This window comes from Pseudomonas brassicacearum, from assembly GCF_000585995.1.
GTDB lineage: Bacteria > Pseudomonadota > Gammaproteobacteria > Pseudomonadales > Pseudomonadaceae > Aquipseudomonas > Aquipseudomonas brassicacearum_A.
The window spans coordinates 558,468-572,157 of the sequence record NZ_CP007410.1; the positions used below are offsets into that span (position 1 = coordinate 558,468).

9 protein-coding genes are annotated in these 13,690 nt (G+C 62.0%); 8 read left to right on the forward strand and 1 reads right to left on the reverse strand.

Features of this window, described 5'->3' with window-relative positions; genetic code table 11:
• Positions 1-6: 6 nt before the first annotated feature.
• A complete protein-coding gene (gene aceE, locus CD58_RS02380) occupies positions 7-2,652 on the reverse strand; it encodes a pyruvate dehydrogenase (acetyl-transferring), homodimeric type (RefSeq protein WP_025211489.1) in 2,646 nt (881 codons plus the stop codon).
• 384 nt (positions 2,653-3,036) lie between these two features.
• Between aceE and glnE the strand changes: the two genes are divergently transcribed.
• The 8 genes from glnE to CD58_RS02420 all read left to right on the forward strand — a co-directional run bounded on the left by glnE (position 3,037) and on the right by CD58_RS02420 (position 13,405).
• A complete protein-coding gene (gene glnE / locus CD58_RS02385) occupies positions 3,037-5,988 on the forward strand; it encodes a bifunctional [glutamate--ammonia ligase]-adenylyl-L-tyrosine phosphorylase/[glutamate--ammonia-ligase] adenylyltransferase (RefSeq protein ID WP_025211490.1) in 2,952 nt (983 codons plus the stop codon).
• Positions 5,989-6,452: 464 nt separating this feature from the next.
• Positions 6,453-7,487 (forward strand): lipopolysaccharide heptosyltransferase II, encoded by a 1,035-nt coding sequence (waaF, locus tag CD58_RS02390; RefSeq protein ID WP_025211491.1) that lies wholly within the window; start codon positions 6,453-6,455, stop codon positions 7,485-7,487.
• Position 7,488: 1 nt separating this feature from the next.
• Positions 7,489-8,547: a lipopolysaccharide heptosyltransferase I gene (waaC, locus tag CD58_RS02395; protein WP_025211492.1), complete on the forward strand. Its 1,059-nt coding sequence runs from the start codon at positions 7,489-7,491 to the stop codon at positions 8,545-8,547.
• Positions 8,547-9,671 (forward strand): glycosyltransferase family 4 protein, encoded by a 1,125-nt coding sequence (locus CD58_RS02400; protein WP_025211493.1) that lies wholly within the window; start codon positions 8,547-8,549, stop codon positions 9,669-9,671. The genes waaC and CD58_RS02400 overlap by 1 nt, the downstream gene beginning before the upstream one ends.
• Positions 9,668-10,474 (forward strand): lipopolysaccharide core heptose(I) kinase RfaP, encoded by an 807-nt coding sequence (gene rfaP / locus CD58_RS02405; RefSeq protein WP_025211494.1) that lies wholly within the window; start codon positions 9,668-9,670, stop codon positions 10,472-10,474. The genes CD58_RS02400 and rfaP overlap by 4 nt, the downstream gene beginning before the upstream one ends.
• Entirely contained in the window at positions 10,474-11,208 is a 735-nt protein-coding gene (locus tag CD58_RS02410; protein ID WP_025211495.1) for a lipopolysaccharide kinase InaA family protein, read from the forward strand. Before rfaP ends, CD58_RS02410 begins: the two co-directional genes overlap by 1 nt.
• Positions 11,205-11,957 carry a lipopolysaccharide kinase InaA family protein gene (locus CD58_RS02415; protein ID WP_025211496.1) on the forward strand — a complete coding sequence of 251 codons (753 nt, stop codon included), beginning with the start codon at positions 11,205-11,207 and terminating at the stop codon, positions 11,955-11,957. The genes CD58_RS02410 and CD58_RS02415 overlap by 4 nt, the downstream gene beginning before the upstream one ends.
• Positions 11,957-13,405, forward strand: coding sequence for a lipopolysaccharide kinase InaA family protein (locus tag CD58_RS02420; RefSeq protein WP_038436390.1), 1,449 nt, complete (start codon positions 11,957-11,959; stop codon positions 13,403-13,405). Before CD58_RS02415 ends, CD58_RS02420 begins: the two co-directional genes overlap by 1 nt.
• The last annotated feature ends 285 nt before the right edge of the window (positions 13,406-13,690 follow it).

Consider the following 13,690-nt stretch of genomic DNA (forward strand, 5'->3'; position numbering starts at 1 on the left):
TTCTCCTCAGCAGTCCAGTGGGTTGCGTTTTTCTGGATCGATGCCGAACTTGGCGATGGCTTCGGCCACCACTTTAGGTTCGATATCGCCACGGTCAGCCAGGGCTTCCAGGGCTGCCAACACAACGAACTTACGGTCGACTTCGAAGAAGTGACGCAGCTTCTTGCGGCTGTCGCTACGGCCGAAACCGTCGGTGCCTAGCACCTTGAACTCCTTGGAAGGAACCCACTGGCGGATCTGCTCGGCGAACAGCTTCATGTAGTCGGTAGAGGCGATGACCGGACCCTTACGGCCGTTCAGGCACTCTTCGACGTAGCTCAGCTTAGGCTTCTGGCCCGGGTGCAGACGGTTGCTGCGCTCCACGGCCAGGCCGTCGCGACGCAGTTCGTTGAAGCTGGTGACGCTCCAGACGTCGGCGCCGACGTTGAACTCTTCACGCAGGATCTTCGCGGCTTCACGCACTTCGCGCAGGATGGTGCCGGAGCCCATCAGCTGGACGTGGTGCGCCGCTTCGCGGGTGTCTTCCTCGAGCAGGTACATGCCCTTGACAATGCCCGCTTCCACGCCGGCCGGCATGGCTGGCTGCTGGTAGGACTCGTTCATCACGGTGATGTAGTAGAAGACGTCCTGTTGCTCTTCGGTCATCTTCTTCATGCCGTCCTGGATGATCACCGCCAGCTCGTAGCCGTAGGTTGGATCATAGGTGCGGCAGTTCGGGATGGTCCCGGCCAGCATGTGGCTGTGGCCGTCTTCGTGCTGCAGGCCTTCACCGTTCAGCGTGGTCCGGCCGGCGGTACCGCCGATCAGGAAGCCACGGGTACGGCTGTCGCCGGCGGCCCAGGCCAGGTCGCCGATACGCTGGAAGCCGAACATCGAGTAGAAGATGTAGAACGGCAGCATCGGCTGGTTGTGGCTGGAGTACGAAGTACCGGCGGCAATGAAGGAGCTCATGGCGCCCGCTTCGTTGATGCCTTCTTCGAGGATCTGGCCCTTCTTGTCTTCGCGGTAGAACATCACCTGGTCTTTATCGACTGGCTCGTAGAGCTGGCCGACGGACGAGTAGATGCCCAACTGACGGAACATGCCTTCCATACCGAAGGTACGGGCTTCGTCCGGGATGATCGGGACGATGCGTTGGCCGACTTCCTTGTCCTTGACCAGCTGCGCGAGGATCCGCACGAAGGCCATGGTGGTGGAAATTTCACGGTCGCCCGAGCCGTCGAGGATCGCCTTGAGGGTCTCGAGTGGCGGCGTCGGGAGGCTGAAGCTCTTGGCGCGGCGCTGCGGTACGAAACCGCCCAGTGCGGCACGCCGCTCGGCCAGGTAACGGGCTTCGGCGCTGCCTTCTTCGGGCTTGAAGAACGGCAGGTTTTCCAGCTCGCTGTCCTTGACCGGAATGTCGAAGCGATCGCGGAACAGCTTCAGGCTGTCGACATCGACCTTCTTGGTGTTGTGCGCGGTGTTCTTCGCTTCGCCGGCACCGGTGCCATAACCCTTGATGGTCTTGGCCAGGATGACGGTCGGCTGCTCTTTGTGATTGACCGCTTGGTGGTACGCCGCGTAGACCTTGTACGGGTCGTGGCCGCCACGGTTGAGTTTCCAGATCTCGTCGTCGGACAGGTCGGCAACCATCGCCTTGAGTTCAGGCGAGTTGAAGAAGTGCTCGCGAACGAACGCACCGTCCTTGGCCTTGTAGTTCTGGTATTCGCCGTCGATGACTTCGTCCATGCGGCGCTGCAGGATGCCGTCGACGTCTTTTGCCAGCAGTGGGTCCCAGAAACGGCCCCAGATAACTTTGTTGACGTTCCACTGGGCACCACGGAACACGCCTTCGAGTTCCTGGATGATCTTGGCGTTGCCGCGAACCGGGCCGTCGAGGCGCTGCAGGTTGCAGTTGATGACGAAGATCAGGTTGTCCAGTTTCTCGCGGCCGGCCAGGGAAATAGCGCCCAGGGATTCCGGCTCGTCGCACTCGCCGTCGCCCATGAAGCACCAGACTTTCTGCTTGCCGGCCGGGATGAAGCCGCGGGCTTCCAGGTACTTCATGAAACGCGCCTGGTAGATCGCCTGGATCGGGCCCAGACCCATGGAAACGGTCGGGAACTGCCAGAAATCAGGCATCAGCCAAGGGTGCGGGTACGAGGACAGGCCGTTGCCGTCCACTTCCTGGCGGAAGTTGTTCATCTGGTCTTCGGAAATGCGGCCTTCCATGAACGCACGGGCGTAGACGCCTGGCGATGCGTGACCCTGGAAGTAGATCAGGTCGCCGCCGTGTTCGTCGGTCGGGGCCTGGAAGAAGTAGTTGAAGCCGATGTCATACAGCGTCGCGCTGGAGGCGAAGCTGGAGATGTGACCGCCCAGGTCAGAATCCTTCAGGTTGGTACGCATGACCATGGCCAACGCGTTCCAACGGACCAACGAGCGAATACGGCGTTCCATGAACAGGTCGCCAGGCATGCGTGCTTCGTGGGTCACAGGGATCGTGTTGCGGTACGGCGTAGTGATGGCGTAGGGCAGTTGCGAACCGCTGCGAGTTGCGAGTTCGCCCATACGGGTCATCAGATAATGAGCACGGTCTTCGCCTTCTTTGTCGAGAACCGATTCCAGGGCGTCCAGCCATTCCTGGGTTTCGACGGGATCGAGGTCTTGCATGGCTTGCTCCAGGGCGGAAAGGCTACCAGAATCGGTTGCCTGAGTTTGCGACTGGCCTTGTGGGCAGACGATATAAATTCTTGGATTGCCGAAGGGTTGTTTCGGCGGCGTGTAGTTTTACTACAAATCGTCGGCCGTTTCAGCCTTTCGAATGTATAGACGAGTAGTAAAACTACACATGAGCGACTCGTGGCCCCTCGTTTCGTTGTGAGAATAATCGTTACTGTTGGTCTTTTGCTAACTCGAACAGGTAAAAACTTGATGCAGGCTGCCAATAAAATCAGATTTTCAGCTATTTATCATCTTTGTTCGACAGTCGATCAGGTAGTGTCTTTTGAAAAAACACTACATCCAGTCCTTTCCCGCGCCGACCAAGGATAGACCATGAGCCTGCCCACGCTTGCCCCAATACCGGAAACGGTACCGGCCATTCTCCAGTCATTGGTCAGCCGTGCCGAGCAGTCGTTCCGTGCGGCGGTCGCCTCACTGGACGACGACCACGGGTTGTCCGCCTGGACGCCTGGACGCTGGGATGAGTTCAAGCGCATTGCCGCGGCCAGTGATTTTGTCGTCGAGCAGAGTGTCCGCGACCCGTCGATGCTGCTGGAGCTGGTGCGCAGTGGCGAGCTGGATCGCAGCTACGGTCCCGGTGAAATGTGCGCGCAGATCGGCGGCGCCGTGCAGGCCGCCGAGACCGAGGATGAGCTGGGACGCGTCCTGCGCCGCCAGCGCACCCGCCAGCAGGTGCGAATCATTTGGCGCGACCTGACACGCCAGGCCGATCTGGTCCAGACCTGTCGCGACCTCTCGGACATGGCCGACACCTGCATCGACCAAGCCTACCAGTGGCTCTACCAGCGCCTCATTCAGCAGTTCGGCACGCCGACTGGCCGGCGCAGCGGCGAGGCGCAGCACATGGTCATCCTGGGCATGGGCAAGCTCGGTGCGGTGGAGCTGAACCTTTCGTCGGACATCGACCTGATTTTTGCCTACCCCGAGGGCGGCGAAACCGTCGGTGCGAAGCGCCCACTGGATAACCAGGAGTTTTTCATTCGCGTTGGCCAGCGCCTGATCAAGGCCCTGGACCCGATGACCGTCGACGGTTTCGTGTTCCGCGTCGACATGCGCCTGCGCCCCTACGGTTCGGCGGGTGCGCTGGTGCTGAGCTTCAACGCTTTGGAGCAGTATTACCAGGACCAGGGCCGCGACTGGGAACGCTACGCCATGATCAAGGCGCGAGTGGTGGCGGGTGACCAGGTGGCCGGCGCGCAATTGCTCGACATGCTGCGTCCGTTCGTTTATCGCCGTTACCTGGATTTTTCTGCCATCGAAGCGCTGCGCACCATGAAGCAACTGATCCAGCAGGAAGTGCGGCGCAAGGGCATGGCCGACAACATCAAACTGGGCTCGGGTGGTATTCGCGAGGTGGAGTTCATTGCCCAGGCGTTCCAACTGATCCACGGCGGGCGCGACTTGAGCTTGCAGCAGCGGCCACTGCTCAAAGTGCTGGGCACCCTGGAAGGCCAGGGCTATCTGCCGGCCAAGGTGGTCGACGAGTTGCGCCAGGGCTACGAATTCCTGCGCTACACCGAACATGCGATCCAGGCGATTGCCGACCGTCAGACCCAGATGCTGCCCGACAGCCCGCAGGATCAGGCGCGCATTGCGTTCATGCTGGGTTTTGCCGACTGGCCGGCCTTCCATGAACAATTGATGTACTGGCGCGGACGGGTTGCCTGGCATTTCGGCCAGGTCATCGCTGACCCGGATGAAGACGAGGGTGGCGAAAGCGAAGTGGTGGTGGGTGGCGAATGGTTGCCGTTGTGGGAGGACAGCCAGGATGAAGAGGCGGCGTGTCGTCAGTTGCAGGACGGTGGCTTCGTCGATGCGCCCAAAGCCCTCAAGACCCTGGCGGCCCTGCGTGGCAGCCCGCAATTGCGCGCCATGCAGCGCCTGGGACGTGAGCGCCTGGATGCGTTCATTCCGCGCTTGCTGGCCCAGGCGGTGGAACATGCCAATCCCGACCTGGTGCTGGAGCGAGTGTTGCCACTGGTAGAAGCGGTGGCTCGCCGTTCGGCTTACCTGGTGCTGCTGACCGAAAACCCCGGCGCCCTGCGGCGTTTATTGACGCTGTGTGCGGCCAGTCCGTGGATCGCTGAGCAGATCACGCGTTTTCCGCTGTTGCTCGATGAATTGCTCAATGAGGGCCGCCTGTTCAAGCCGCCCCTGGCGCCGGAACTGGCGGCTGAGTTGCGTGAGCGCCTGACGCGTATCCCCGAGGACGACCTCGAACAGCAGATGGAGGCGCTGCGGCATTTCAAACTGGCGCACCGCCTGCGGGTGGCGGCCTCGGAAATCGCCGGCAGCTTGCCGCTGATGAAAGTCAGCGATTACCTGACCTGGCTGGCCGAGGCCATCCTCGAACAGGTGCTGGCCCTGGCCTGGCGCCAGACGGTGGCCAAGCATGGCGTGCCGCTGCGTACCGACGGCAGCCTGTGCGATCCGGGCTTCATTATTGTCGGTTATGGGAAAGTCGGCGGCCTGGAATTGGGGCATGGTTCCGACCTGGACCTGGTGTTCATCCACGATGGCGACCCCCAGGCGGAAACCGATGGGCCGAAACCTATCGACGGCGCGCAGTTTTTCACCCGGCTCGGCCAGCGGATCATCCACTTGCTGACTGCCCAGACCAACTCCGGGCAATTGTATGAAGTGGACATGCGCCTGCGGCCGTCCGGGGCGTCGGGGTTGCTGGTCAGTTCCCTTGGGGCGTTTGCCCGTTATCAGGAGAACGAGGCCTGGACCTGGGAGCATCAGGCGTTGGTGCGGGCCCGGGTACTGGTGGGCAGTCAGGATGTGGGCCAGGCGTTCGAGAAAGTCCGCGCCCAGGTGCTGGGGCGCCAGCGTGATTTGCCAACGCTGCGCCAGGAGGTCAGCGAAATGCGCGCCAAGATGCGCGATAACCTGGGCAGCAAGGCCACCGCCGCCGGCACCGCGCCAAATGCCTTCGAGGCCACGGCGCCCTTCGACCTCAAGCAGGATGCCGGAGGTATCGTCGATATTGAATTTATGGTGCAATACGCGGCCCTGGCGTGGTCCGAGGAACATCCGTCGCTGCTGCGCTACACCGATAACATCCGCATCCTGGAAGGGTTGCAGGAGGTCGGGCTGATGCCGGCAGAAGACGCCACCCTGTTGCGCGAGGCTTATAAAGCCTACCGCTCCGCCGCTCACCGTCAGGCCTTGCAGAAAGATGCCGGGGTGATTGCAGGCGACCAGTTCGTGGATGAGCGCAGGCAAGTGCTGCGGATCTGGCGAGAGCTGGGGCTGAGCTGAAGCTTTAAATGTGGGAGCGGGCTTGCTCGCGAAGGCGCAGTGTCAGGCGACATTGATGTTGAATGGGCTGGTCTCTTCGCGAGCAAGCTCGCTTCCACAGTGGATTTGTGGTGCTGCACGGTACTTGAAACCTATGCAGGACCCTTGTGGGAGCGGGCTTGCTCGCGAAGGCGCAGTGTCAGGCGACATTGATGTTGAATGTACTGGCCTTATCGCGAGCAAGCTCGCTCCCACAGTGGATTGGTGGTGCTGCACGGTACTTGAAACCTATGCAGAACCCTTGTGGGAGCGAGCTTGCTCGCGATAGCGGAATGTCAGGTGACATTGATGTTGAATGTACTGGCCTCATTGCGAGCAAGCTCGCTCCCACAGTTGTAGATTGAAGGCAGCAGGTAACGACCTAAGCCACAGTGATTCTCGAGGCGGGGAGGCGTAGGCCTCCCCGTATCGTTTTTGGAAACCACATGAATATTCTGATCGTTGGGCCCAGCTGGGTCGGTGACATGGTGATGGCGCAGACACTGTTCCAGTGCCTGAAACAGCGCTATCCACAGTGCGAAATCGACGTCCTGGCTCCAGAGTGGAGCCGGCCGATCCTTGAACGCATGCCCGAGGTGCGCAAGGCCTTGAGCTTCCCGCTCGGCCACGGCGCGCTGGAGCTGGCAACCCGTCGGCGCATTGGTAAATCCCTGGCCGGTCAGTATGACCAGGCGATCCTGCTGCCCAATTCCTTGAAGTCGGCGCTGGTGCCGTTCTTCGCCGGTATCCCCAAGCGCACCGGCTGGCGTGGCGAGTTTCGCTACGGCCTGCTCAACGACGTGCGCACGTTGGACAAGGACCGTTATCCGCTGATGATCGAGCGCTTCATGGCCCTGGCCTACGAGCCGGGTGTCGAGTTGCCCAAGCCGTATCCGCGCCCGAACCTGCAGATCGATCCGGTCACCCGTGAAGCGGCGCTGGCCAAGTTCGGCCTGAGTCTGGATCGTCCGGTGCTGGCCCTGTGTCCGGGCGCAGAGTTTGGTGAGTCCAAGCGCTGGCCGGCGGAGCATTACGCACAGGTCGCCGAGGCAAAGATTCGCGACGGCTGGCAAGTCTGGCTGTTCGGTTCGAAAAACGATCACTCGGTGGGCGAAGACATCCGCTCGCGGCTGATCCCGGGCCTTCGGGAAGAGTCGGTGAACCTCAGCGGCGATACGTCCCTGGCCGAGGCCATCGACCTGCTGTCCTGCGCCGATTCGGTGGTGTCCAATGACTCCGGCCTGATGCACGTGGCCGCCGCCTTGAACCGCCCATTGGTGGCGGTCTACGGCTCCACGTCGCCGGGCTTCACGCCGCCGCTGGCCGACAAGGTCGAGGTCGTGCGCCTGGGCATCGAGTGCAGCCCATGCTTCGACCGCACCTGCCGCTTCGGTCATTACAACTGCCTGCGCCAGCTCATGCCGCCGTCGGTGAACGAAGCCTTGGACCGTTTGCAGGGCACACCCGTGGAGGTTCAGTAACTTGCGGGTATTGCTGATCAAGACCTCTTCGCTGGGGGATGTGATCCACACCCTGCCCGCGCTGACCGACGCGGCGCGGGCGATTCCTGGCATTAAATTCGATTGGGTCGTGGAAGAAGGCTTCGCCGAAATTCCCACCTGGCACCCGGCCGTGGGCAAGGTTATCCCGGTGGCAATACGGCGCTGGCGCAAGAACCTCTGGCAAACCATCAAGAGCGGCGAGTGGCGACGCTTCAAGCAAAGCGTGCGCGCGCAAAAGTACGACCTGGTCATTGATGCCCAGGGCCTGCTGAAAAGTGCCTGGTTGACCCGTTACGTCAAGGCCCCGGTTGCCGGTCTGGATAAGGATTCGGCCCGGGAGCCCTTGGCCGCGCGTTTCTATTCCCGGCGCCTGGCGGTGGCCCGTAGTCAGCACGCGGTCGAGCGCGTGCGTCAGTTGTTCGCCCTGGCGCTGGGCTATGACCTGCCGCAAACCCAGGGAAGCTATGGCCTCGACATCGACCGACTGGTGGAATTGCCACGCCCTTATCCCTACGTGGTGTTCCTGCATGGCACGACCTGGGAGTCCAAGCACTGGCCCGAACTCTATTGGCGCCAGCTCACCGAGCGCATGGGACAGTTCGGCGTGGTGGTAAAACTGCCGTGGGGCAGCCCGGCCGAGAAGGCTCGGGCCGAACGCATCGCCAGCGGGTTGCGCAATGCCCTGGTGCTGCCGAAGCTGAATCTGAGGGGAATGGGCAAGATACTCGCCGGCGCCCAGGCCTGCGTAGCCGTGGACACGGGTCTCGGTCACCTGGCCGCGGCCTTGGACGTGCCGACAATTTCACTGCTCGGTCCGACGAATCCGGTGCTGACGGGGGCCTACGGCAAAGGCCAGATCCACCTCGCCAGCGATTTCCCCTGTGCGCCCTGCATGCAAAAGCAGTGCACTTACCCGCCGACCGCCGAAGATGCCCGTCGGTTTGACCTGAAACGCGAGCAGCCCCTGTGCTTCACGCGTCTGAACCCCGAGCGTGTTGCCAGCCACCTGAGCACGTTATTGGCTGAGGAGCCGCGCTGATGCAATTGGCTTTTGTCCTTTACAAGTATTTTCCCTTCGGCGGCCTGCAGCGTGATTTCATGCGCATCGCCCTGGAGTGCCAGCAACGCGGTCACCAGATCCGTGTCTACACGCTGATCTGGGAAGGTGACATTCCGCCAGGCTTCGAAGTGCTGGTGGCGCCGGTCAAGGCGCTGTTCAACCATCGCCGCAACGAGAAACTCAGCGCGTGGATGGAAGCTGACCTGGCCAAGCGCCCGGTGGATCGCTTGATCGGCTTCAACAAAATGCCCGGCCTGGACGTGTACTACGCCGCCGACGGCTGCTTCGAAGACAAGGCACAGAACCTGCGCAATTCGTTGTATCGGCGTTGGGGCCGCTACCGGCATTTCGCCGAGTACGAGCGGGCGGTGTTCGCCAAGGACGCCAAGACTGACGTGCTGATGATCTCCGAAGTCCAGCAGCCGCTGTTCATCAAGCACTACGGCACGCCGCTGGAGCGCTTCCACCTGCTGCCGCCCGGCATCGCCCAGGACCGTCGTCGGCCCGCCGATGCCGACCAGATCCGCGCCGCGTTCCGGGCCGAATTCGAGCTGGCTGATGACGATCTACTGCTGGTGCAGATCGGTTCCGGCTTCAAGACCAAGGGCGTGGATCGCAGCCTCAAGGCTTTGGCCGCGCTGCCTGGCGAGTTGAGAAAACGCACCCGGCTATTTGTAATCGGCCAGGACGACCCCAAAGTATTCCAATTGCAGAGCGCCACGCTGGGGCTCGGTGACAACGTGCGGTTCCTCAAGGGGCGCAGCGATATCCCGCGTTTCCTACTGGGGGCCGACTTGTTGATCCATCCGGCCTACAACGAGAACACTGGCACTGTGCTGCTCGAGGCGCTGGTGGCCGGGTTGCCGGTGCTGGTCAGCGCGGTGTGCGGGTACGCCCATTACATCGCCGAGGCCGACAGCGGCCTGGTGCTCGACGAACCGTTCGAACAGGCACAGCTCACCGAGTACCTGGGTCGCATGTTGAGCGACGCCGATGCACGGGCGGCCTGGAGCCGCAACGGTCTGGCCTTCGCCGAGACGGCCGACCTCTACAGCATGCCGCAGCACGCGGCCGATGTGATATTGGCGGAGCACGCACAATGAAGTTGATGCTGGCCGAACCGTTCAAGAGCCTTTGGGTCGGGCGCGATGCGTTCGCCGAAGTCGAAGCGCTCAAGGGCGAGGTCTATCGCGAACTGGAAGCCCGGCGCACCTTGCGCACGGAAGTGGACGGCCGCGGTTTTTTCGTGAAGATCCATCGCGGCATCGGTTGGGGCGAAATCTTCAAGAACCTGCTCACCGCCAAGTTGCCGGTACTCGGCGCGGGACAGGAATGGAAGGCCATCCAGCGCTTGCAGGAAGTCGGCGTGCCCACCATGACGGCTGTCGCATACGGTGAAAAGGGCAGCAATCCGGCGGACCAGCACTCGTTCATTGTCACCGAAGAGCTGGCGCCGACCGTCAGCCTCGAAGACTTCAGCATCGATTGGGTCAAGCAACCACCACCGCCGGCGCTCAAGCATGCCTTGATCGCCGAAGTCGCCCGTATGACTGGCATGATGCACCGTGCCGGCGTCAACCATCGTGACTGCTACATCTGCCACTTTTTGCTGCACACCGACAAGCCGGTGACGCCTGGGGATTTCAAGCTCTCGGTGATCGACCTGCACCGCGCCCAGACCCGCCCGGCCATCACCACTCGCTGGCGCAACAAGGACCTGGCGGCGTTGTATTTCTCGGCGCTGGACATTGGCCTGACCCGTCGCGACAAGCTGCGTTTCCTCAAGGGTTATTTCCAGCAGCCGCTGCGCCGGATTCTCGCCGAAGAGGCTTCGTTGCTGAGCTGGCTCGAAGGCAAGGCCAACAAACTGTATGCCCGCAAACAGCGGTACGGGGATGCGCTCTGATGTCGGGTTGGACGCTGGAACCGGCCTACGCTGAGCTGGCGCAAGATTTCGGCAGTCTCGAAGCCGTGTTCGCCCTCAAGGGCGAGCGTCTGACGCGCGACCCGCTCTCAGAGGTGATCCGGGTGCAGCGCAATGGCGTGAATTATTACGTCAAGCGCTACGTCGGCGCCGGCAAGGGCTTGCGGCGCTACCTGGGCAAGCCGCGGGTCAAGTCCGAATGGCAGAACCTCAAGCGCTTCGCCAAATGGGGTATTCCCACGGCTGAAATCGTTGCCTGGGGCCTGGAGCGAAACGGCGCCGCCTATGCCCGTGGCGCGATGATCACCCGCGAGCTGCCTCACACCGAAGACCTCTCGGCCCTGGCTGATCGCCATGATTCAAGGCTGGCGGACCGGGCCTGGGTCGACGGAGTGAGCCGGCAACTGGCCGGTTACACCCGGACCATGCACGACCATCGCTTCACCCATAACGATCTGAAGTGGCGCAACCTGCTGATCGATGACCAGTCGAAGCTGTTCCTGATCGACTGCCCGAACGGTGATTTCTGGCGCGGTTTCTGGCTCAAGTACCGCATCACCAAAGACCTGGCGTGCCTGGACAAAGTGGCCAAGTACCACCTGTCGGCCACTCAACGCCTGCGTTTTTACCTGCAATACCGCCAGCGCGACCGGCTCGATGCGTGCGACAAGAAACGCATCCGTCACGTGGTGAGATTTTTCGAGGGGCGTGAATGACTGATTTTCTGGCCGCTGAAGACCGGGCGTTGCTGCAACGTCATGGCCTGGACAGCTTCGAGGCCCTTTGGGCGCGGCAATTGGACGCGGTGGATGAGCCCAATACCTTGGGCGACGGCTGGAGCAGCGTGTTTCGGCTGGAGCTGGAAGGGCAGGGTTATTACCTCAAGCGCCAGAGTAATTACCTGACCCGAACCTGGTCCCACCCTTTGGGTGAGCCGAGTTTTTCCCGGGAGTTTCGCAACATCAGTCGTTACCGTCAGTTGGGGATTCCGGCCCTGCAAGCGGTGTTCTATGGTCAGCGCAAGGTGGATGGCGAGGTGCGGGCGATCCTGCTGACTCGTGCCCTGGATGGCTGGGATGACCTGGATTCACTCTTGCAGCGCTGGCCGACCCTGACGGCGGCGCAGCGCACCACCGTCCTGAACGCCTGTGGCCAGTTGGCGCGGCGCCTGCATTCCAAGCATCAGGTGCACGGTTGCTTCTATCCCAAGCACATCTTTCTGCAAGCCACCGACGGCGGCTATCAGGCGCAATTGATCGACCTGGAAAAGACTCGGCCGTTGCTGTTCGGCCAACGCGATCGGATCAAGGACCTGGAGCCTTTGCTGCGCCGCGCCTCGATCTGGAGTCACGACGATGTGCGCCAATTGCTGTCCTCCTACCTGGATCAACCACTCGAAAGTGGTCTGGTCGACAGCTGGATGAACCGCCTGACCGCCCGGCGCAGCCATAAGGAAGCCCGTTGATGCATTTGTCCGAATTGAAGAACGTCGGCCGCAACCCCAGCCTGCCCTTGAGCCTGGAACTGGCCGATGCCGCCGGCCCGGCGCAATTGCAGCTGCTTTCGCTGTTGCGGGTGTTGCCGGGGCAGCGTTACGTCGGTGCGGGCATCTGGCGCGGGCGGCCGGTGTTGGCCAAATTGTTGGTGGGCAGCAAGGCCGCCCGGCATTTTCAGCGGGAACTGCAAGGCGTGCGCCTGCTGGCGGACCAAGGCCTGACCACGCCGCTGTTGCTGGCTGATGGCCTGAAAGAAGGTGAAGGTGGCTGGTTGTTGTTCGAGTTGCTCGAGGGCGCCGAGAGCCTGGGTGATGCCTGGAAACAGGTCGAGCCTCTGCCATTGCTGGCCGACGAGCAAACCGCGGTGCTGGCCGAAGCCCTGGGTGCCATCGCGCAATTGCATGGCAAAGGCCTGTGGCAAGAAGACCTGCACCTGGACAATCTGCTGCGCCACGCCGGCAAGCTCTACTTGATCGACGGCGCCGGCATTCGCGTCGAAACCCCGGGCCAGCCGTTGTCACGGCAAAAGGTATTGGAGAACCTGGGTGTGTTTTTCGCCCAGTTGCCCAAAGCCCTTGAGCCGTTCAATGAGGAACTGTTGGTGTACTACCTGTTGGGCAACGCTGAACACGCTTTGCCCATGGAGGCGCTGCAAAAACAGATCGACAAGGTCCACGCCTGGCGCCTGAAGGACTTCCTGGAAAAGGTTGGGCGCGAGTGCAGCCTGTTCAGCGTGCAGCGCGGGGCGTTCGGCTTGCGGGCGATCCGGCGTGATGAGGAGGCGGCCATGACGCCGGTGCTGGAACAGGCGGATGCCTTGCTTGAGCGGGGGCACCTGTACAAGACCGGTGGCGCGGCGAGCGTCGGTAAAGTTGAAGTGGACGGCCGTCCCCTGGTGATAAAGCGCTACAACATCAAGAATTTCGCCCACTGGCTCAAGCGCTTCTGGCGCCCGAGCCGTGCCTGGCATTCCTGGCGCGAAGGCCATCGCCTGGCCTTCCTCGGCATCGCCACGCCCAAGCCGCTGGCATTGCTGGAAAAGCGTTTCCTGTGGCTGCGTCGCGGTGCGTACCTGGTGACCGAATACCTGCCTGGGCCCGACATCATCGAGCGCTTCGGCCCCTATGTGGAAAACGGTGACGCTCCCGAGCCCGAATTGCTGGCGCTGGACCGGCTGTTCGCCGACCTGATCCGCGAGCGCATCAGCCACGGCGACCTCAAGGGCCACAACCTGTTCTGGCAGCACGACCGCTGGGCGCTGATCGACCTGGACTCCATGTGCCAGCACCGCACCCACGCCAGCTACGCCCCGGCCTACGCCCGGGATCGCGCGCGGTTCATGCGCAATTGGCCTGAGGACAGTGCGTTGTATCGGGTGATTGATCAGCGGGTGCCCAAAACAGTCGATAGCGCTTGAGCCCTGCTGTAAGGGCAACCGATGAACCCGTGGCGAGGGAGCTTGCTCCCGCTGGGCTGCGCAGCAGCCCCAAAGCCATTCAACACGGTGCACGAGTAAAAAACCGTTGGCAGGTTTACGACTGCTGCGCAGTCGAACGGGAGCAAGCTCCCTCGCCACAGGACCGTGTTTGGCTCCCAATAAAGCCACTTGCCGCTTGTCGCTAGAGGCTTAAGGCCGCTTTTAAGCTATAATCCCGCCCTTTCTGCCCAGCGCCCCCGGCGAGTGGCACATCAATTTTTCGAG